At 56.6% G+C, this 18,609-nt stretch carries 16 protein-coding genes and 1 tRNA gene; 9 read left to right on the top strand and 8 right to left on the bottom strand.

The features are described 5' to 3' along the window. Positions 1-59 precede the first annotated feature (59 nt). The gene (locus tag AC4ICF_RS15945; RefSeq protein ID WP_316379357.1) at positions 60-1,703 is read left to right on the top strand and encodes a multidrug ABC transporter permease/ATP-binding protein; all 1,644 of its coding nucleotides are present in this window, start codon (positions 60-62) and stop codon (positions 1,701-1,703) included. Positions 1,704-1,851: 148 nt separating this feature from the next. Then, positions 1,852-3,288, top strand: coding sequence for a magnesium transporter (gene mgtE, locus AC4ICF_RS15940; RefSeq protein ID WP_116338632.1), 1,437 nt, complete (start codon positions 1,852-1,854; stop codon positions 3,286-3,288). On the opposite strand, the gene AC4ICF_RS15935 is transcribed toward mgtE, so the two are convergent. Continuing rightward, positions 3,251-4,540, bottom strand: a complete 1,290-nt coding sequence (locus AC4ICF_RS15935) for a SulP family inorganic anion transporter (protein WP_316379664.1) — start codon at positions 4,538-4,540, stop codon at positions 3,251-3,253. The genes mgtE and AC4ICF_RS15935 overlap by 38 nt on opposite strands. A gap of 188 nt (positions 4,541-4,728) precedes the next feature. Here AC4ICF_RS15935 and mqo point away from each other — a divergent pair, with 188 nt between their 5' ends. Next, the gene (gene mqo / locus AC4ICF_RS15930) at positions 4,729-6,378 is read left to right on the top strand and encodes a malate dehydrogenase (quinone) (protein ID WP_116338636.1); all 1,650 of its coding nucleotides are present in this window, start codon (positions 4,729-4,731) and stop codon (positions 6,376-6,378) included. 101 nt (positions 6,379-6,479) lie between these two features. Here mqo and eco read toward each other — a convergent pair whose 3' ends face one another. Continuing rightward, positions 6,480-6,983, bottom strand: a complete 504-nt coding sequence (gene eco, locus AC4ICF_RS15925) for a serine protease inhibitor ecotin (RefSeq protein WP_116338638.1) — start codon at positions 6,981-6,983, stop codon at positions 6,480-6,482. Positions 6,984-7,192: 209 nt separating this feature from the next. Between eco and AC4ICF_RS15920 the strand changes: the two genes are divergently transcribed. Together AC4ICF_RS15920 and AC4ICF_RS15915 are read left to right on the top strand one after the other, a co-directional pair. Further along, positions 7,193-7,453, top strand: a complete 261-nt coding sequence (locus AC4ICF_RS15920) for a DUF2534 family protein (RefSeq protein WP_010433451.1) — start codon at positions 7,193-7,195, stop codon at positions 7,451-7,453. Positions 7,454-7,577: 124 nt separating this feature from the next. Beyond that, complete coding sequence (locus AC4ICF_RS15915) at positions 7,578-8,765, top strand: MFS transporter (RefSeq protein WP_316379358.1); 1,188 nt, start codon at positions 7,578-7,580, stop codon at positions 8,763-8,765. 37 nt (positions 8,766-8,802) lie between these two features. Here the strand turns inward: AC4ICF_RS15915 and AC4ICF_RS15910 are convergent. From AC4ICF_RS15910 to AC4ICF_RS15900, 3 genes are all read right to left on the bottom strand, one after another. Continuing rightward, positions 8,803-8,879, bottom strand: a tRNA-Pro gene (locus AC4ICF_RS15910). 71 nt (positions 8,880-8,950) lie between these two features. Beyond that, the gene (yejM, locus tag AC4ICF_RS15905; protein ID WP_316379360.1) at positions 8,951-10,711 is read right to left on the bottom strand and encodes an LPS biosynthesis-modulating metalloenzyme YejM; all 1,761 of its coding nucleotides are present in this window, start codon (positions 10,709-10,711) and stop codon (positions 8,951-8,953) included. A gap of 19 nt (positions 10,712-10,730) precedes the next feature. Beyond that, entirely contained in the window at positions 10,731-10,958 is a 228-nt protein-coding gene (locus tag AC4ICF_RS15900) for a YejL family protein (protein ID WP_163330254.1), read from the bottom strand. A 134-nt stretch (positions 10,959-11,092) separates the two neighbouring features. Here AC4ICF_RS15900 and yejK point away from each other — a divergent pair, with 134 nt between their 5' ends. Next, positions 11,093-12,100 (top strand): nucleoid-associated protein YejK, encoded by a 1,008-nt coding sequence (yejK, locus tag AC4ICF_RS15895; protein WP_116338645.1) that lies wholly within the window; start codon positions 11,093-11,095, stop codon positions 12,098-12,100. 52 nt (positions 12,101-12,152) lie between these two features. Here the strand turns inward: yejK and rplY are convergent, their stop codons facing one another. Together rplY and radD are read right to left on the bottom strand one after the other, a co-directional pair. After that, positions 12,153-12,437: a 50S ribosomal protein L25 gene (gene rplY, locus AC4ICF_RS15890; RefSeq protein ID WP_061097582.1), complete on the bottom strand. Its 285-nt coding sequence runs from the start codon at positions 12,435-12,437 to the stop codon at positions 12,153-12,155. 124 nt (positions 12,438-12,561) lie between these two features. Then, the gene (gene radD / locus AC4ICF_RS15885) at positions 12,562-14,322 is read right to left on the bottom strand and encodes a DNA repair helicase RadD (RefSeq protein WP_316379361.1); all 1,761 of its coding nucleotides are present in this window, start codon (positions 14,320-14,322) and stop codon (positions 12,562-12,564) included. A 151-nt stretch (positions 14,323-14,473) separates the two neighbouring features. Here radD and rsuA point away from each other — a divergent pair, with 151 nt between their 5' ends. The 3 genes from rsuA (at position 14,474) to AC4ICF_RS15870 (ending at position 17,016) form a co-directional block, all read left to right on the top strand. Continuing rightward, entirely contained in the window at positions 14,474-15,181 is a 708-nt protein-coding gene (gene rsuA, locus AC4ICF_RS15880; RefSeq protein ID WP_116338649.1) for a 16S rRNA pseudouridine(516) synthase RsuA, read from the top strand. Between the two features lie 15 nt (positions 15,182-15,196). Then, positions 15,197-16,393 (top strand): Bcr/CflA family multidrug efflux MFS transporter, encoded by a 1,197-nt coding sequence (locus AC4ICF_RS15875; RefSeq protein WP_491466105.1) that lies wholly within the window; start codon positions 15,197-15,199, stop codon positions 16,391-16,393. Between the two features lie 278 nt (positions 16,394-16,671). Beyond that, positions 16,672-17,016 (top strand): YejG family protein, encoded by a 345-nt coding sequence (locus tag AC4ICF_RS15870; RefSeq protein ID WP_028013883.1) that lies wholly within the window; start codon positions 16,672-16,674, stop codon positions 17,014-17,016. Between the two features lie 3 nt (positions 17,017-17,019). Here the strand turns inward: AC4ICF_RS15870 and yejF are convergent, their stop codons facing one another. Beyond that, positions 17,020-18,609, bottom strand: coding sequence for a microcin C ABC transporter ATP-binding protein YejF (yejF, locus tag AC4ICF_RS15865; protein WP_316379362.1), 1,590 nt, complete (start codon positions 18,607-18,609; stop codon positions 17,020-17,022).

Below are 18,609 nucleotides of genomic sequence, written 5' to 3'. Positions count from 1 at the left end.
TGATGTCCGCGCAGGGCAGTTTACACTGCTGGCTGATTTTTATTGTCCGGATTGCCTGCATGCAACTACTTCTTCTTGTCTGGCGTCAGTACCGCTGGCCCTTCATTGCCGTAATGGCGTTAAGCCTTGCCAGCGCCGCGCTGGGTATTGGCCTGATCGCGTTTATAAACGTGCGGCTGATCGAAATGGTTGATACCTCACTCTCGGTACTGCCAGAGTTTCTCGGCCTGCTGCTGCTGTTGATGGCGGTTACGCTTGGTTCTCAGCTGGCGCTGACCGCGCTTGGGCACCATTTCGTTTTCCGCCTGCGCAGCGAGTTCATCAAGCGGATCCTCGACACGCAGGTTGAGCGCGTGGAGCAGCTCGGTAGCGCCTCCCTGCTGGCAGGGCTGACCAGCGACGTGCGCGCCATTACCATCGCGTTTGTCCGCCTGCCGGAGCTGGTGCAGGGGATCATCCTGACCTTTGGCTCTGCCGCCTATCTCGCCTGGCTCTCCACTAAAATGCTGGCGGTGACCGCCCTGTGGATTGCCATCACCATCTGGGGCGGCTTTATGCTGGTGTCGCGCGTCTATAAGCACATGGCGGTTCTGCGCGAAACGGAAGATAAGCTCTATAACGATTATCAGACGGTGCTGGAAGGGCGCAAAGAGCTGACTCTCAACCGCGAGCGCGCCGAGCATATTTTCAATCATCTTTATATTCCGGACGCGCGCGAATACCGGCACCACATCATTCGCGCCGATACCTTCCACCTGAGCGCCGTGAACTGGTCCAACATTATGATGCTGGGCGCCATTGGCCTGGTGTTCTGGATGGCGAACAGCCTGGGCTGGGCGGATACCAACGTGGCGGCGACCTACTCGCTGACGCTGCTGTTTTTACGTACGCCGCTGCTCTCGGCCGTTGGCGCACTGCCTACGTTACTCAGCGCGCAGGTGGCGTTTAATAAGCTCAAAAAATTCGATCTCGCGCCGTTCAAAGCTGAATTCCCGCGCCCGCAGGCATTCCCGAACTGGCAGACCCTGGAGCTGCGCGACGTGATGTTCCGCTATCAGGACAACGCCTTCTCCGTGGGGCCAGTCAACCTGACGATTCACCGCGGTGAACTGCTGTTCCTCATCGGCGGCAACGGCAGCGGAAAATCCACGCTGGCGATGTTGCTCACCGGACTTTACCAGCCGCAGTCGGGCGAAATCCTGCTGGACGGTAAGGCGCTGAGTGCAGAGAAGCCCGAGGATTACCGCAAGCTTTTCTCGGCGGTGTTCACCGATGTCTGGCTGTTTGACCAGTTGCTGGGGCCGGAAGGACAGCAGGCCAATCCGGCGCTGGTTGAAAAATGGCTGACGCAGCTGCAGATGGCGCACAAGCTGGAGCTTCAGGACGGAAAAATCCTCAACCTCAAGCTCTCCAAGGGGCAGAAGAAGCGCGTGGCGCTGCTGCTGGCGCTGGCGGAAGAGCGTGACATCATCCTGCTGGATGAGTGGGCGGCGGATCAGGATCCGCACTTCCGCCGCGAGTTTTATCAGGTGCTGCTGCCGCTGATGCAGGAGATGGGCAAGACCATTTTCGCCATCAGCCACGACGATCACTACTTCATTCATGCCGACCGTCTTCTGGAGATGCGTGACGGCAAGCTGAGCGAGCTGACTGGTGAAGAGCGCGATGCGGCCTCGCGTGACGCGGTGGCGCGTACGGCCTGATGCCCTCACCCTAACCCTCTCCCACAGGGAGAGGGGATAGATCGTGGCTCTAATGAAGCTTTTTTCTCCACCTCGCCCCGTTGTTTATTCTTATTTACATATCCCCGCGCTATGCTTAACCCCAACTCATTTAATGGATTTATGATTGATGTCGGTATTAAAGAAAAACAGCGCCAGGCAGCGTGACCAGGAGCGTGCGCGACTCATCTGGCTTCTCACGACCGATAAAGCGGTCACTTCTACGCTATTAGGCAAACTGACCCTGGCTGAGCAATATGATGTCGGCACACTGGCCGACGATATTGCTGAGGTAGGTGCGCTGGTTGCTCATTTACCGCCGCCGGATCTGGCGGATACCCTGGAAGCGCTTCCTTCGGAAGAGCGTCACGCCCTCTGGCGCCTGGTGCAGGATCACGAGCGCGGCCAGGTCCTGCTTGAAGCCTCGGAAAACGTCTGGGACGACCTGATCGACGAGATGAGCGACCGGGACATCCTCGACGCCCTGCAAACCCTGGATATCGACGAGCAGATTTACCTTGTACAGCACCTGCCGCGTAACCTGACCGGTCGCCTGCTGGCGTCTCTGCCCGCCGATGAACGCGCGCGCGTGCGCCAGGTGATGCACTACGAGAAAAACAGCGTTGGCGCGATTATGGAGTTTGGCGTTATCACGGTACGTCCGGACGTCACGCTGGGTACCGTGCAGCGCTACCTGCGCCGCCTGGGCAGGATGCCGGATAACACCGATAAACTGTTTGTTACCTCGCGGGACAAAACCCTGCTCGGCGAGCTGGAGCTGAAAACCATCCTGCTCAACAGCACCCAGCGGAAGGTGAGCGAGGTGATGGAAAACGAGCCGATGGTCTTCTCCCCGGAAGACGACGCGGAAAAAGCGGCGCGTACCTTTGAACGTGATGACCTTGTGAGTGCGGCGGTCGTAGACTCCGTCGGCAAGCTGATGGGGCGTCTGACCATTGATGAGATCGTTGATGTGGTCTACGAAGAAACCGACAACGACCTGCGCGCGCTCGGGGGGATCAGCGCCGAAGATGACGTCCATGCCTCCGTCGGCAAGGCGGTAAAAACCCGCTGGGCGTGGCTGGCTATTAACCTGTGTACCGCCTTTATCGCCTCCCGCGTGATTGACGGCTTTGAACACACCATTTCGCAGCTGGTGGCGCTGGCCTCGCTGATGCCGATTGTGGCCGGGATTGGCGGCAACACCGGAAACCAGACCATCACCATGATCGTCCGCGCGCTGGCGCTGGAAAATATTCAGCCCGGTAATTTTGCCTTTCTGATCTTCAGGGAGATGGGCGTGGCGCTGATCAACGGCCTGGTGTGGGGCGGCATTATGGGCGGCATCACCTGGTGGCTGTATGACGATATGGCCTTAGGCGGGGTGATGATGCTGGCGATGGTGCTGAATTTACTGGTGGCATCGATGATGGGCGTTATTATCCCGCTGACGATGACCAAACTGGGGCGCGACCCCGCGGTGGGGTCGAGCGTGATGATCACCGCCATCACCGATACCGGCGGTTTCTTTATTTTTCTTGGGCTGGCAACGGTTTTTCTGCTTTAACCCGACGCTTAATCCGGGCGGGGATCAGTGCCATGACGATAATCCCGCCCAGTACGCCAATCGCCAGGTTGCCAGTTAAAACCGTTGCGGCAACGGTCACCAGCATCACCACCGTTTCGGCAATCGGGGCATTTTTTATCGTGGCGGGCTGAAGGCTGTGCCAGCTGAAGGTTTTGACGGCGACGATCGCCATAATCCCCGCCAGCACCGCCATCGGGATTTTCGCCATGACTTCACTGAGTGCCGTCACCAGGATCAGCAGCACGATGCCCGCCGCAAGGGTTGAAATACGGCTTCGCCCTTTCCCCATCTCCACGTTAACGATGGTTTGTCCGATCATCGCGCAGCCCGCAATGCCGCCGTAAAAACCGGCCAGAATATTGCCGACGCCCAGCCCGATGCTCTCACGGCGTTTGCTCGATGGCGTTACGGTCAGTTCATCCACCAGCTTTGCCGTCAGCAGGGATTCCAGCAGACCGACGAAGGCAATACTCAAGGCGCACGGCCAGATGATGCTCAGCGTCTGTACGTTAAGCGGTACCAGCAGCTCGGTAAACCCCGGCAAACCACCGCTCATGGAGCCTTCATCGCCCACGGTCGGCAGGACCTGGCCGGTTGAAACGGTGAACAAGGTTAACAGCACGATCGCAATCAGCGGGGAAGGGATGCTTTTGATATAGCGCGGCACCCACAGCACGATCAGCAGCGTCAGCACGAAAAGGCCCACAATCAGCGGGCTTCGGCTCCAGAAATGCGGCACCTGAGCGAAGAAGATCAGAATCCCCAGGGCGTTAACAAACCCCGTCATGACCGACTGGGGAATAAAGCGCATGAGTCTTGCCATGCCCAGCACGCCGAACAGAATTTGTATCACACCAGCCATCAGCACGGCGGGAAGAATGTACTGTACGCCGTGCTGATGCACCATTGGGCCAATGACCAGCGCTACGGAACCGGCGGCTGCCGTGACCATCGCCGGACGACCTCCCAACACGGAGAGAACAAGGCACAGCACTACGGAGGCGATCAGGCTGACTTTTGGGTCAACGCCTGCGACTACGGAAAAAGAGATCACTTCCGGGATCAGGGCCAGGGCGGTAATAACGCCCGCCAGCGTTTCACGCGTCAGCTGCTTAGGGGAACGCAGTACGTTGGCTACGCGGTCTTCGGGGGATACAGCAGAATGGGGTAAGGACATAACAGTTCGCTGGTTAGGGCAGGCTTCCGTGCGCGCGATCACAAAGTGCAGCATAGTAGCCATAAATTCCCCCTATTGCCAGCTGCGCCCCGCAATCCCCTACAAACAATCCATCATTAAATTTCACAATTACAATAATTTCGTAACCTTTAAACAATATTTAAAAGTTGTTACCGTGCCCACGCAGCTTTTTTCACCTGCACTTTCCACGCATCAAGCACTTTTAAACTAAGGCATAAATTATGAAAAAAATGACTGCCATGCTCTTTTCTCTGGCCGTTGGGCTCAGCGCCGTCTCGATGGCAGCGAAAGCAGACGCACCAAAAGAGCAGGAAACGGACGTCCTTTTAATTGGTGGCGGTATCATGAGCGCCACGCTGGGAACCTATCTGCAGGAACTGCAGCCGGACTGGTCCATGACCATGGTCGAGCGTCTCGATGGCGTGGCGCAGGAGAGTTCGAACGGTTGGAATAACGCCGGTACCGGGCATTCGGCACTCATGGAACTGAACTATACGCCGCAGAAAAAGGACGGTTCCATTAGTATCGAGAAGGCGGTAGAGATCAACGAAGCATTCCAGATCTCGCGTCAGTTCTGGTCTCACCAGGTCAACAGCGGCGTGATGCACGACCCGCACTCCTTCATCAACACCGTACCGCACATGAGCTTTGTGTGGGGCGAGCAGAACGTGAATTTCCTGCGCGCGCGTTACGCTGCGCTGCAGCAGAGCACCCTGTTCCGCGGGATGAAATACTCCGAAGACCACGCGCAGATCAAAGAGTGGGCCCCGCTGGTCATGGAAGGTCGCGATCCAAACCAAAAAGTGGCGGCGACCCGTACCGAAATCGGGACCGACGTGAACTACGGTGAAATTACCCGTCAGCTGGTGGCGTCCCTGAAGAAAAAAGAGAACTTCAACCTGCAGCTCAGCACCGAAGTGCGCGGCTTTAAGCGCAATGCGGACAACAGCTGGAGCGTGACGGTTGCCGATCTGAAAAACAATGAAGCCGAGCACGTCATTAAGGCCAAATTTGTCTTCATCGGTGCGGGCGGCGCGGCGCTGAAGTTGCTGCAGGAGTCCGGTATTCCTGAAGCTGACGACTACGCGGGCTTCCCGGTCGGCGGCCAGTTCCTGGTATCCGAGAACCCGGAAGTGGTGAATCGTCATCTGGCAAAAGTGTACGGTCAGGCTTCCGTAGGGGCGCCACCGATGTCCGTACCGCACATTGACACCCGTATGCTGGACGGTAAACGCGTGGTGCTGTTCGGACCGTTCGCGACCTTCTCCACCAAGTTCCTGAAAAACGGCTCCCTGTGGGATCTGCTGAGCGCAACCACCACCTCTAACGTCAAGCCGATGATGGACGTGGGTCTGGATAACTTCGACCTGGTAAAATACCTGATCAGCCAGGTGATGCTCTCTGACGACGAACGCTTCGAGGCGCTGAAAGAGTACTATCCGCAGGCGAAGAAAGAAGACTGGCGTCTGTGGCAGGCGGGTCAGCGTGTCCAGATCATCAAGCGCGATCCGAAAGAGGGCGGCGTACTGCGTCTGGGTACCGAAGTGGTGAGCGATAAGGATGGCACGATTGCCGCGTTGCTGGGCGCGTCACCGGGTGCGTCTACCGCTGCGCCAATCATGCTGCACCTGATGGAAAAAGTGTTTAAAGACAAAGTTGCCAGCCCGGAATGGCAGGCGAAGCTGAAAACCATTATTCCATCGTACGGCACGAAGCTGAACGGTAACGTGGATGCGACGGAGCAGGAGCTGGAATACACCAGCCGCGTATTGCAGTTGCAGTACGTGAAGCCGCAGGCTGCGGATGCTGCGCCAAAAGCGGAGCTGAAGCCTCAGCCGGAAAACAAACCGGTTGCCGATATCGCGCTGTAAGGTAAAAGCAAAACGGTAACATTCGTTACCGTTTTTAGTGTTTTCTCCCTCTCCCGGTGGGAGAGGGGGCGGGTAAGGCGAAGCCGCCACCCGACTTATATTCAACGTACTACGGCTTGACCGACAGTCTCATCTGCCTTCCAGACGCGATATTTCACTTCCACGTTTTCAGGTGTATACACCACGATCGGCAACTTGCTGTTGTAGCGCAGCAGGCTGTTGTCGCCCAGATAGGCCGTCACAAATTTCTTCTCTTTCTTGCCGTCAGGGCAGGCCATCATGGTGGAAACCGGAGAGGTGACTTTATCAAAGACGTAATAGTCGTAACCCCAGCCTTCCAGGGTTTTGCTTTCCAGCTGACCGCCAAGACGGTGCTGATTGCAGTCCACTTCCAGCGTCTTGCCAATTAACAGTTCCACTTTGTAATTCGCTTCGTCCTGCTGAACCGGCAGCTGAATCACCTGACGCTTCATGCCTTTTTCCGCTTGCGGATAGGGGGCAACTTTTTCCAGCGGCTGCGCTTTTTGGGCGTCGCTGGCGAAAGCGCTGGTGCTGACGCACGCGGCGGCGAGAAGCGCGATGGCAAATTTAGGTGCGTTTTTCATTGTCATTCCTTTATGTCAAAACGGTCCTGCACAGACTAACATAACGCGTATGAATGATTAGTGTGATTTACTTACATTTTCATTATGTGCAGTGTAATAAACCTGGTGTTATCCATTTTGGCAGGCGTTTGTACTGATGTGGAGTGTGGCGGGCGTTCGTGTTATTTTAGACCCTCTATTATGTTATTCATCTGTGAAAGGGAAGAGAGATGGTTCGTGCAAAACTGAAAACACCTGAAGGCCGCAAGTTCCTCCTGGCGCTGCTGGTCGTGTTTATGATTGCTGCCGCGTGCGTCGGGCGGGCCACCATTGTTGGCGTCATCGAACAGTACAACATTCCTCTCTCCGCCTGGACTACCAGCATGTATGTGCTGCAGTCGGCGATGATCTTCGTTTACAGCCTTGTCTTCACCGTTCTGCTGGCCATCCCGCTGGGCATTTTCTTCCTGGGCGGACGTGATAAGCACTAAGCATTTAGCTGCTATAAGAAGCCAGCCTGCGGGCTGGCTTTTTTTATGCCTGATAATTTTTATTCTCTTTTCCAGGATATTCTGTTCCGCATAAGCTTGTTCGCCATAAAGCAGGAGAGGCTCAATGTTATCCCGGTTTGCAACGCTCAGCCGGATCCCGAAAGGCGTCTGGGTTGTGGGTGGGGTCAGTATGTTGATGGATATCTCCTCTGAGATCATTCACAGTCTGCTCCCGTTGTTTATGGTCACAACGCTGGGTGCCAGCGTGCTTTTTATTGGTTTGATTGAAGGCCTGGCTGAAGCCACCGCGCTGTTTATCAAAGTTTTTTCCGGGGCAATCAGTGACTACCTGGGCAAGCGTAAAGGGCTGGCGGTACTGGGATACGGTCTTGGCGCGGTGAGTAAGCCGTTGTTCGCTATAGCCTCTTCCTCCGGCATGATTCTTGGGGCACGCTTGATTGACCGGGTAGGGAAGGGGATCCGGGGGGCGCCGCGTGATGCGCTGGTCGCTGACGTTACGCCGCCGGAACTTCGCGGCGCGGCCTTTGGTCTGCGTCAGTCGATGGACACTATCGGCGCATTTCTCGGGCCGCTGCTGGCCGTCGGCTTAATGCTGCTGTGGAATGGTGATTTTCGCACTATTTTTTGGGTGGCGGTGTTCCCCGGCGTCCTCGCCGTTGCACTGCTTTTTTTCGGTCTGCATGAGCCGAAAACCCCTGTCGAACATAAGCGAACAAATCCCATCAAAAAAGAGAACCTCAGGCGCCTCGGGAAAGGCTGCTGGTGGGTTATTGGCCTGGGTGCCATCTTCACGCTCGCGCGTTTCAGTGAAGCATTTCTCGTGCTTCGCGCACAGCAGACGGGGGTGCCGCTGGCGCTGATCCCGCTGGTGATGGTGGCCATGAATCTGCTTTATTTTCTCTCGGCATATCCGTTTGGCAAGTTGTCCGACACGATGAGCCACACCCGGCTGCTGCAGTGGGGGCTGGTGGTTCTGATTGGGGCAGACATTGTGCTGGCGCTTAGCACCCACTGGACGGGCATTGTGTTAGGCGTCGCGCTGTGGGGTGTTCATATGGGGATGACGCAGGGGCTACTGGCGGCAATGGTTGCGAAAACGGCTCCTGCGGATCTGCGCGGTACGGCGTTCGGTATATTTAGCCTGGTCAGCGGCGCGGGATTGTTAATCGCCAGCCTGGGAGCCGGGGCAATCTGGGAAACCTTTGGAGCACCGTATACGTTTTGCGCCGGAGCGGTGATTTGTCTGGCGACTCTGATCTATCTGGGTAAAACACCGGACGAGGCGAAATAAAAAACCAGCCATAAGTGGCTGGTTTTCAATATGTTTTTGGTCGGCACGAGAGGATTTGAACCTCCGACCCCCGACACCCCATGACGGTGCGCTACCAGGCTGCGCTACGTGCCGACGCATAAAAAGATACTACTCGATTCCGTTTCGAATGCAAGGGAATCTGTCGCTAACTGGTTTATAATTAATCAGTTAGCGATAAAACGCTTCTCATCCGTCAGAACCTGCAGCAGCAGACTCAGCTGCGGCTTCTGGTCCTTCAGCCGTTCACCCTGCAGATTATAGGTCTGATAGTTCCCGTTGCTGTTCAGCACCAGCGTCAGCTTCGGCGTGGTCACCACCAGCGTGTTACGGTCTGCTGCCGTCACCCAGTTATGACGTCGTACCGCGCTGAAGAGATCCTGCCCCTGAGAATACTCGTTTGCTGGCGTGCTGACGTGCAGCAGGCGCTGCATCAGGGTCGTCATGACGTCTTTATGTTCTGTGAGCATATTGATGCGCTGCGCCGGCGTTCCCGGCCAGTGGATCACCAGCGGAACGTGCAGGTTCGGACGTGACCAGCTCATGCTCTTCGTCTCGTCGCCTAACGGTACCCCATGCCCCGCGGTCACAATCACGACGGTGTTATCAAGCTTTCCTGATTCACGTAGCGCGTCAAGCACGCGGCCAATCTGTGCGTCAACATCGCCGGCCGCACGGCCGTAGCGGCGCGCAAAGCCTGCCTGGTTGCTGTCGTTAAGCGTTGTGCCGTTAAAGGCCACCCACGAGAACCAGCGGTTATCTTCCTGCGCGTAGCGCTGCAGCCAGTTTATCCACTGGTTTGCGGTCTGGGCATCAGACTGGCTCTGCGCGGCAGGCAGGGAGAAATCAGAGAGCAGCGCCTGGCGGTACAGTGAACTGTTGAAGCCGTCCGATGAGAACAGCCCTAACTGATAGCCCTGCTGATTAAGCCCGGTGATCAGCGCCGCAGGAATGCGCGCAGACAGCACGCCGTCCATATATCCGGCAGAAATGCCATAGAACAGGCCAAAGATACCCGCATCGGTTGAGTTACCGGAGCTCATATGCTGGGTAAACGACACGTTTTGACTCGCGAAATCGGCCAGCGCAGGCATCTGCTTCTCGTAACGGGAATAGTTCAGGCCATCAACGGTGATCAGCAGGACGTTTTGCCCGCGTCCCATATCGCGATAGCGCAGATCGCTCAGTGGATACTGCACGCTAACCGCTTCCGGATTACCCTGTTCGACCAGACGGCGCTGATACTCCTGGGCATCGAGCAGGCCGTGCTTCTCAAGGAAACGACGGGCCGTCATTGGATAAGAGAGCGGCAGGTTAGCGCGCTGCATGGTAATAGGGCGATAGAAGTTCGCATCCGCCCAGATATACATAATGTGCGAACTGATAAATGAGACGAAAAAGAGCGCGGCCACAGGCTTCGCGTAATGGCGGCGTCGGGTCAGGCTGCGGAGCTTTTGCCAGCTCCAGGTGGCAAACAGCATCTCAATCAACAGGATCACCGGGACGCTGATGAACATCAGCTGCCAGTCACGGGCCGTTTCGTTCTGGTCCGGGTTTATCACCAGTTCCCAGACAATAGGGTTGAGATGCAGGTGGAAGCGGGTGAACACTTCACTGTCGATAAGCAGCAGCGTCATCCCCACCGTCGCAAGGATGGCGGACAAGAACCGCATCAGGCGCTGCGACATGACGATAAACGTCAGAGGAAACAGGATCAGCAGATAGGTGGCGAATACCAAAAAGCTAAAGTGGCCGACAACGCTTATCCAGGAGTAGACACGCCCGGTTAGCGTTGTAGGCCAGTCTGCGACAAACAGATAACGACAGCCAATTACCGTCGCTAGCAGAATGTTGAACAGGGCAAACCAGTGTCCCCAGCTGACCATCTGGGAGACTTTTTCACGGTAGCGCTGACGATTCGTCACCATAAACTGTTGTTCGTTTCCCTTAATGGGCCTGGTCGTTGCTGACGGATGACTGTAATGCCTGGGCGAAAGAGTTGGCGATCGCCTGACGCTGAGCCGGAGCAACGCTGGTGTTGATAAGGTTGGTGACCATATTTCCCAAAACCATCAGGGAGAGATCGGTCGGCGTTTTATGTTTTTCCAGTACGTTGACCAGCTCACTGAGCAGTTGTTCAACGTGTTCATCACTGTAGCGGGAATGTTGTGGCATAAATCAAAATCAGTTTGTTGATGAAAGGGCAACATATTACCGTAGCAACAGCTTTTTTTCCCCTTTTTTATCTGTTGTTGCACACATGTCCTGGTGGTGGTTGAATACCGCCCGGTCTAAAAGGAGAGTTTATCATGAGTCTGGAAATCAACCAGATTGCCTTGCACCAGCTTATCAAGCGTGATGAGCAAACCCTTGAAGTGGTGCTACGCGATTCGTTACTGGAACCCACGGCAACCGTTGTGGAAATGATGGCAGAGCTGCATCGCGTCTACAGCGCCAAAAATAAAGCCTATGGTCTGTTCAGCGAAGAGAGTGAGCTGGCCGATAGCCTGCGTCTGCAGCGTCAGGGCGAAGAGGATTTCCTGGCGTTTAGCCGCGCCGCAACCGGGCGTCTGCGCGACGAGCTGGCGAAATATCCGTTTGCCGACGGCGGCATCGTCCTGTTCTGCCACTATCGTTATCTGGCGGTCGAATACCTGCTGGTCAGCGTGCTGAATAACTTAAGCAGCATGCGCGTGAACGAGCAACTGGACATCAGCTCAACGCACTATCTGGATATCAACCATGCGGATATTGTGGCGCGTATTGATTTGACCGAGTGGGAAACCAACCCGGAGTCGACCCGCTACCTGACCTTCCTGAAGGGGCGCGTGGGACGTAAAGTGGCGGATTTCTTTATGGACTTCCTCGGTGCCAGTGAAGGCCTGAACGCCAAAGCGCAGAACAAAGGGCTGCTGCAGGCTGTTGATGACTTCACGGCTGAAGCGCAGCTCGATAAATCTGAACGCCAGACCGTACGTCAGCAGGTTTACAGCTACTGCAACGAGCAGTTGCAGGCGGGGGAAGAGATTGAGCTGGAGTCCCTGTCAAAAGAGCTGGCTGGCGTCAGCGAAGTGAGCTTCCAGGAATTCACCGCTGAGAAAGGCTATGAGCTTGAGGAGAGCTTCCCGGCGGATCGCAGCACGCTGCGCCAGTTAACCAAATTTGCCGGCAGCGGCGGTGGGTTAACCCTCAACTTTGACGCCATGCTGTTAGGTGAACGCATTTTCTGGGATCCGGCCACCGACACCCTGACCATCAAAGGCACGCCGCCGAACCTGCGCGATCAGCTTCAGCGCCGCACCTCTGGCGGTAAATAACAGGCATAAAAAAACCCCGCAGCTGCGGGGTTTTTTTTCGACTGGTTTGCGATTACGCGCGAACGAAGTCGATGTGAGTCAGTTTTGGCTTGAACGCGTGACGCTGAACAGCCTGAACTTTCACTTTTTCTTCTTTACCGCCAACAACGATGGTCAGAACTTCGCTGTAGAACTCAGCTTTGTTCTGCATGTTCCATACTTTGTCGTGATCCAGTTCGATAGCAACTGGAGCAGCTTCGCCACCGTAAACGATAGCCGGGAACTTGTTAGCGGTACGCAGGCGGCGGCTCGCACCCTTACCCTGCACGTTACGTACTTCTGCTTCGATAGTGAACATTGATTTCTCTCTGTATTTAAAACCCTACTACAGGCGACCCAGCAGCAGGTGAGTGTTCTGCTCCACGGATGTGAAGCGGGCGGCATTTTATACTCAAATGCCGCTCACATCAATGAAAAGTCCGCTAACCGCGCAATTCATTTGCCCGACGATAGCGGCCTTCATAGTCAAAGATCTTCTCGCGAACCTGCCAGAACTGGCCTTTCTTGCGGGCGACTACGAAGTCGGGGTGGCGCAGCAGCACCTGCTGATGAACGATATCCGCTACGGTTATCCAGCGCAGCGGCACGCCAGGCGTACGGGTATGCGGGCGGATAAACAGCTGCTCAAATGCCGTGCGCTGGGCAGGCGTCTGAACCCTGAACCGTTCGCTGACGTCAGCGCCATCCTCGTCGTAATAGGTGATTTTCAGCCATTCGCCTTTTTCATCCGCGCCGGGCTGCAGCGCCATGCCGGAGCAGCGCAGCACCAGCGCATCTTTCAGCTTCAGCGCCGCTTTCAGCATGTCGTCCGGGTCGACCAGCACCGTGTCGCACTCGCGGCAGCGGCGGGCGGCGATGTCATTTTCGGCGTTGCACTGCGGGCAGTTTTTGAAGCGGAAGCGGAAATCGCACTGCTCGCGATGTCCCTCATCATCTTCAAACCAGCCCTGACAGCGGCGGCCAAAGTGTTCAATCAGCGTGCCGTCGGCGGTGGTTTTTCCCCAGAATGTATTGGCAAAGCCGCAGGCCGGGCAAAACACCTGCACCGGCACGTTGTCGCTTTTGCCTTTCGGCGTGCCCACTTCGGGGGAGTAGAGATCGTGCGGGTTACCCGCGTAATCGAGGATCAGACAGTCGGTTTTGCCCGGCGCCAGGCGCAGGCCACGGCCGACAATCTGCTGATACAGGCTGACGGATTCGGTTGGGCGCAGAATGGCGATTAGATCGACGTGCGGTGCATCGAAACCGGTAGTCAAGACAGAGACGTTGACCAGATAGCGGAACTGCTGCGCTTTGAAGGCTTCAATCAGCCTGTCGCGCTCCGGACCGGGCGTTTCGCCGGTGATCAGCGCCGCGTCGTTTGCGGGCAGCAATCCGGTAATTTCGCGAGCGTGCTCAACGGTGGCGGCGAAAATCATTACCCCTTTGCGCGTCTGCGCAAATTCTTCGATCTGGCTAATGATATGCGGAGTTATGCGCTTCTGCTTTTTCAGCTCCTGATTGAGGTCAGCTTCGCTGAACAAGCCGTTGCTCTGCGCCTGTAACCGGCTGAAATCATACTGCACCACCGGCATATCCAGCCGCTCGGGCGGCGTCAGGTAGCCGTGCTTAATCATGTAGCGCAGCGGAAGTTCATAGATACAGTCGCTGAACAGCGCTTTCTCGTCGCCGCGCACCATGCCGTGATAATGAAAGCGATAGATCCAGCCTTTGCCCAGGCGAAACGGGGTTGCCGTCAGGCCGAGCAGGCGTAAGTGAGGGTTCACCTCTTTCAGGTGAGTGAGGATTTGCTGATACTGGCTGTCGTCGTCATCGCTGATGCGGTGACACTCGTCGACAATCAGCAGCGAAAACTCGCTGCGGAACAGATCCAGGTTGCGGGCCACGGACTGTACGCTGCCAAAAACCACTTTGCCGTGGCTCTCTTTGCGCTTTAGACCGGCCGCGAAAATATCGGCTTCCAGCCCCAGCGCACAATACTTAGCATGGTTTTGCGCTACCAGCTCTTTGACGTGCGCCAGCACCAGCACGCGACCGCGCGCCAGGCGGGCCAGCTCGGCAATAACCAGGCTCTTGCCTGCACCGGTCGGGAGGACAATGGCCGCCGGCTCCCGGTGTTTACGGAACCAGGCGAGGGTCGCGTCAACGGCTTCCTGCTGATAGGGACGAAGTGTAAAAGTCATGGGGTCTCGGTTTCGTTAATCCGCATATAGTATGCCACGAAACTTTTTCCCTTGAGTGGCGCAACCAGACCATTATACTGAACCGTTCCAGACTGCTTCTTTTTCGGACGCACGGTCCGACTTCCAGCACCATTAAGGCTAAAAAGATTTCATGCGACTTGATAAGTTTATCGCTCAGCAACTTGGCGTAAGCCGCGCTATTGCCGGGCGCGAGATACGCGCCAGCCGCGTTACCGTGGATGGCGACATTGTGAGAGACAGCGCGTTCAAACTGCAACCTGACCATCAGGTGGAGTACGACGGCAATCCGCTGACCCAGCAGCACGGTCCGCGCTATTTCATGCTCAACAAGCCGGAAGGCTACGTCTGCTCAACGGACGATCCGGATCATCCGACGGTGCTCTATTTCCTCGACGAACCGGTGGCGCACAAGCTGCACGCTGCGGGTCGCCTCGATATCGACACCACCGGTCTGGTGCTGATGACCGACGACGGGCAGTGGTCGCATCGCATTACTTCCCCGCGTCACCACTGTGAGAAAACCTATCTGGTCACGCTGGAGTCGCCGGTTGCTGATGACACGGCAGAGCACTTCGCGAAAGGCGTGCAGCTGCATAATGAAAAAGATCTGACTAAACCGGCGGTGCTTGAAGTCATCACCCCGACGGAGGTCCGTCTGACCATCAGCGAAGGGCGTTACCATCAGGTTAAACGTATGTTTGCCGCGGTGGGGAACCACGTTGTGGGCCTGCACCGTGAACGCATCGGTGCGATCGCGCTCGATCCCGACCTTGCGCCAGGCGAATACCGTCCGTTAACGGAAGAAGAGATTGCCAGCGTCGGTCTGCCTTCGCATTAATTTCAGGAGAACTCTGTGACCACCAGGCCACACTCGTCGTTCAAAATTGTCTTCATTCTTGGCCTGCTGGCGATGCTGATGCCGCTGTCTATCGACATGTATCTGCCTGCGCTGCCGGTGATTTCCGCGCAGTTTGGCGTACCGGCAGGCAGCGCTCAGATGACGCTCAGCACCTATATTCTCGGTTTCGCTCTCGGACAGCTTTTATACGGCCCAATGGCCGACAGCCTTGGGCGCAAACCGGTGATTCTGGGCGGGACGCTGGTCTTTGCGGCCGCTGCGGTCGCCTGTGCGCTGGCGCAGAGTATCGATCAGCTGATCGCCATGCGCTTCCTGCACGGGCTGGCCGCTGCCGCTGCGAGCGTGGTGATCAACGCCCTGATGCGCGATATCTACCCGAAAGAAGAGTTCTCCCGCATGATGTCGTTTGTCATGCTGGTGACGACGATTGCGCCGCTGGTGGCCCCGATGGCCGGTGGTGCGGTGCTGGTGTGGTTTAGCTGGCATGCGATTTTCTGGATCCTGGCCCTGGCCGCACTGCTGGCTTCGGCGATGATTTTCTTCTTTATTGATGAAACGCTGCCCGTCGAGCGCCGCCAGAAATTTCATATTCGAACCACGATAGGTAACTTTGCCTCGCTGTTTCGCCACAAGCGGGTGCTGAGCTACATGCTGGCGAGCGGGTTCAGCTTTGCCGGAATGTTCTCCTTCCTGAGCGCCGGGCCGTTTGTCTATATCGAACTGAACCACGTTTCGCCACAGCACTTTGGCTATTATTTTGCGCTCAATATCGTCTTCCTGTTTGTCCTGACCATCATTAAAAGCCGCTTTGTCCGGCGGGTGGGCGCGCTGAACATGTTCCGCGCCGGGCTGTGGATCCAGTTTGTGATGGCGGTCTGGCTGGTGGTGAGCGCGTTCCTGGGCGTGGGGTTCTGGGCGCTGGTGATCGGCGTGGCGGCGTTTGTCGGCTGCGTGTCGATGATCTCGTCCAATGCGATGGCGGTGATCCTCGATGAGTTCCCGCACATGGCGGGGACCGCATCGTCATTGGCGGGAACCTTCCGCTTCGGGATTGGTGCCATCGTCGGGGCGTTACTGTCTATGGCAACCTTCAGCACGGCCTGGCCCATGCTGTGGGCGATGGCATTTTGCGCAACCAGCTCCGTTCTCTTCTGTCTTTACGCCAGTCGGCCGCGAAAAGCGGCTCGCTAACCACAGAGAAGGCCCGGAAGGGCCTTTTTTGTTGATACACATCAACCAAACCCGCGTTCGTTTATCCCGTGTTTGTTTATTTTATGTAAAATCTATTTATGTAAAAAGTCACATCATTGTATTCAAAAAGGTTGAGTTAGATCGCAGAAACGGGTACATATAGCGCCGACGTGAGCCTTGATACCGATAAAAAAGCGCTGAATAGTGCAGGTTGGCGATGATGTGTTACTATAAATGTAAATAAATTGTGAAGTAAATTTTGCTTCCGGGGAACGAACGTGAATACATTACAACTCTCCATTGTCCATCGCTTGCCCCAGAGCTACCGCTGGTCGGCGGGTTTTGCAGGTTCGAAAGTTGAACCGATTCCGCAAAGCGTCGCGGGCTGTGAGAATTGCCTGGTTGCGCTCAAGCTGCTGAGCCCGAGCGATGAAAATGCGTGGCGGGTGATGGAGCGTCTCAGCCAGGCTTTGACGGATATCGAAGTGGACAGCTCCGTACTGGAGTGCGAAGGGGAGCCGTGCCTGTTTGTGAAAAGCCAGGACGAATTCGCCGCGACCTGCCGTCTGAAAAACTTTGGCGTTGCAATTGCTGAGCCTTTCTCCGGCCAGTATCCGTTTTAAGCGCTAGTCTGCCGCGAGCAGCTGGCGCGTGTAGCTCTGCGTTGGCGCAGTAAATACGCGCTGGCAATCCCCCTGTTCGACCACCTCACCCTGTCGTAGCACAATCACCTGATGGCACAGCGCCCGAACCACCTGTAGATCGTGGCTGATAAAGATATAGGCCAGCCGGTGCTTTTCCTGTAGCCCTTTCAGCAGCGCCAGGATCTGCGCCTGTACGGTTCTGTCCAGGGACGAGGTTGGTTCATCCAGAATAATCAGCTCCGGTTTCAGGATCAGCGCGCGGGCAATGGCGATGCGCTGGCGCTGTCCGCCGGAAAATTCCGCAGGGTAGCGGTGGCGGGTCTCGGGATCTAAGCCCACTTCAGCCATGACCCGCATCACCTCCTGTTCCCGCTGCTGCGCGCTCAGCTCAGGCTGATGAACGCGCAGGCCCTCTTCGATAATCTGCAGTACGCTGAGGCGCGGGTTAAGCGAGGAGTTGGGATCCTGAAACACCACCTGCATGCGGGGCCGCACGGGCAGCATCTGGCGGCGGTTCCAGCGGTGCAGCGGCATATCGTCAAACAGGATCTCGCCCTCTGAGGCAATTAAGCGCAGCAGCGCCAGACCGGTAGTGCTTTTACCCGAACCGGATTCGCCTACCAGCCCCAGGGATTCACCCGGACGCAGCGAGAAGCGGATATTTTTCAGGACCGGATTCTGGTCGACGATGCGCCGCAGAATGCCTTTGCGGATCGGGAACGAGACGGATAAATCATCAACGCGCAGCAGCGGTGTGCTGTCTGCCGCGAGTGGCACCGGGTCGCCGGAAGGCTCGCTGTCGAGCAGGCGCTGCGTATAGGGGTGCTGCGGGGCGTTCAGCAGCGTGGATGCGATATTCTGTTCAACGCAGCGTCCGTTTTGCATTACCGCAACGCTGTCGGCCAGCTTTTTCACTATGCTCAGGTTGTGCGTGATAAACAGCAGGCTCATGTTCAGCTCGTCACGCAGCTCCCGCAGCAGCGTCAGAATTTGCGCCTGCACTGTTACGTCCAGCGCCGTCGTCGGCTCGTCGGCAATCAGCAGCTCTGGCCGGGTGAGCAGGGCCATGGCGATCATCACCCGCTGGCGTTCGCCGCCGGAGAGCTGGTGCGGAAAATCATTCAGCCGTTTGGCCGCGTTGCGTATGCCTGTCCGTTCCAGACAATCCAGAATTTCGCCCCGCGCGGCCTCTTTGCGCATGCCCCGGTGCAGAGAGAGCACTTCATAGAGCTGTTTTTCCAGGGTATGCAGCGGGTTGAGAGAGACCATCGGCTCCTGGAAGATCATGGCGATTTTATTGCCGCGGATCCCGCGCAGGGTTTGCTCATCCGCGTGCAGCAGCGAAGTGCCGTGAAACAGAATATCCCCTTGCGGGTAGCTCACCGGCGGAGAAGGCAGCAGACGCAGGATGGAGAGCGCCGAAACGCTCTTGCCTGAGCCGGATTCACCCACCAGCGCCAGCGTTTCACCGCGCTGGATCTGCAGCGACAGGTCAGTGACTACGGTCCGCGTCTCGCCCTGCTTCGAGAAGGCAATCGACAGGTTATCAATACTGAGAAGAGGCTGCGTCAT

Source organism: Enterobacter sp. ECC_219_Taxon_10 (assembly GCF_058354905.1).
The sequence above is the reverse complement of the archived record's forward strand: the minus strand, read 5'-3'. Positions and strand labels throughout refer to the sequence as shown.

Bases quoted from the DNA above. Each gene is read 5' to 3' on its own strand.
- yejM (WP_316379360.1), bottom strand. From the start codon at position 10,711: ATGGTGACGAATCGTCAGCGCTACCGTGAAAAAGTCTCCCAGATGGTC.
- eco (WP_116338638.1), bottom strand. From the start codon at position 6,983: ATGAAAAACGCACCTAAATTTGCCATCGCGCTTCTCGCCGCCGCGTGC.
- rplY (WP_061097582.1), bottom strand. From the start codon at position 12,437: ATGTTCACTATCGAAGCAGAAGTACGTAACGTGCAGGGTAAGGGTGCG.
- rsuA (WP_116338649.1), top strand. From the start codon at position 14,474: ATGCGACTTGATAAGTTTATCGCTCAGCAACTTGGCGTAAGCCGCGCT.
- yejF (WP_316379362.1), bottom strand. From the start codon at position 18,609: ATGACGCAGCCTCTTCTCAGTATTGATAACCTGTCGATTGCCTTCTCG.
- radD (WP_316379361.1), bottom strand. From the start codon at position 14,322: ATGACTTTTACACTTCGTCCCTATCAGCAGGAAGCCGTTGACGCGACC.
- mgtE (WP_116338632.1), top strand. From the start codon at position 1,852: ATGTCGGTATTAAAGAAAAACAGCGCCAGGCAGCGTGACCAGGAGCGT.
- AC4ICF_RS15935 (WP_316379664.1), bottom strand. From the start codon at position 4,540: ATGCTGCACTTTGTGATCGCGCGCACGGAAGCCTGCCCTAACCAGCGA.
- AC4ICF_RS15900 (WP_163330254.1), bottom strand. From the start codon at position 10,958: ATGCCACAACATTCCCGCTACAGTGATGAACACGTTGAACAACTGCTC.
- AC4ICF_RS15915 (WP_316379358.1), top strand. From the start codon at position 7,578: ATGTTATCCCGGTTTGCAACGCTCAGCCGGATCCCGAAAGGCGTCTGG.
- yejK (WP_116338645.1), top strand. From the start codon at position 11,093: ATGAGTCTGGAAATCAACCAGATTGCCTTGCACCAGCTTATCAAGCGT.
- AC4ICF_RS15920 (WP_010433451.1), top strand. From the start codon at position 7,193: ATGGTTCGTGCAAAACTGAAAACACCTGAAGGCCGCAAGTTCCTCCTG.
- mqo (WP_116338636.1), top strand. From the start codon at position 4,729: ATGAAAAAAATGACTGCCATGCTCTTTTCTCTGGCCGTTGGGCTCAGC.
- AC4ICF_RS15945 (WP_316379357.1), top strand. From the start codon at position 60: ATGCAACTACTTCTTCTTGTCTGGCGTCAGTACCGCTGGCCCTTCATT.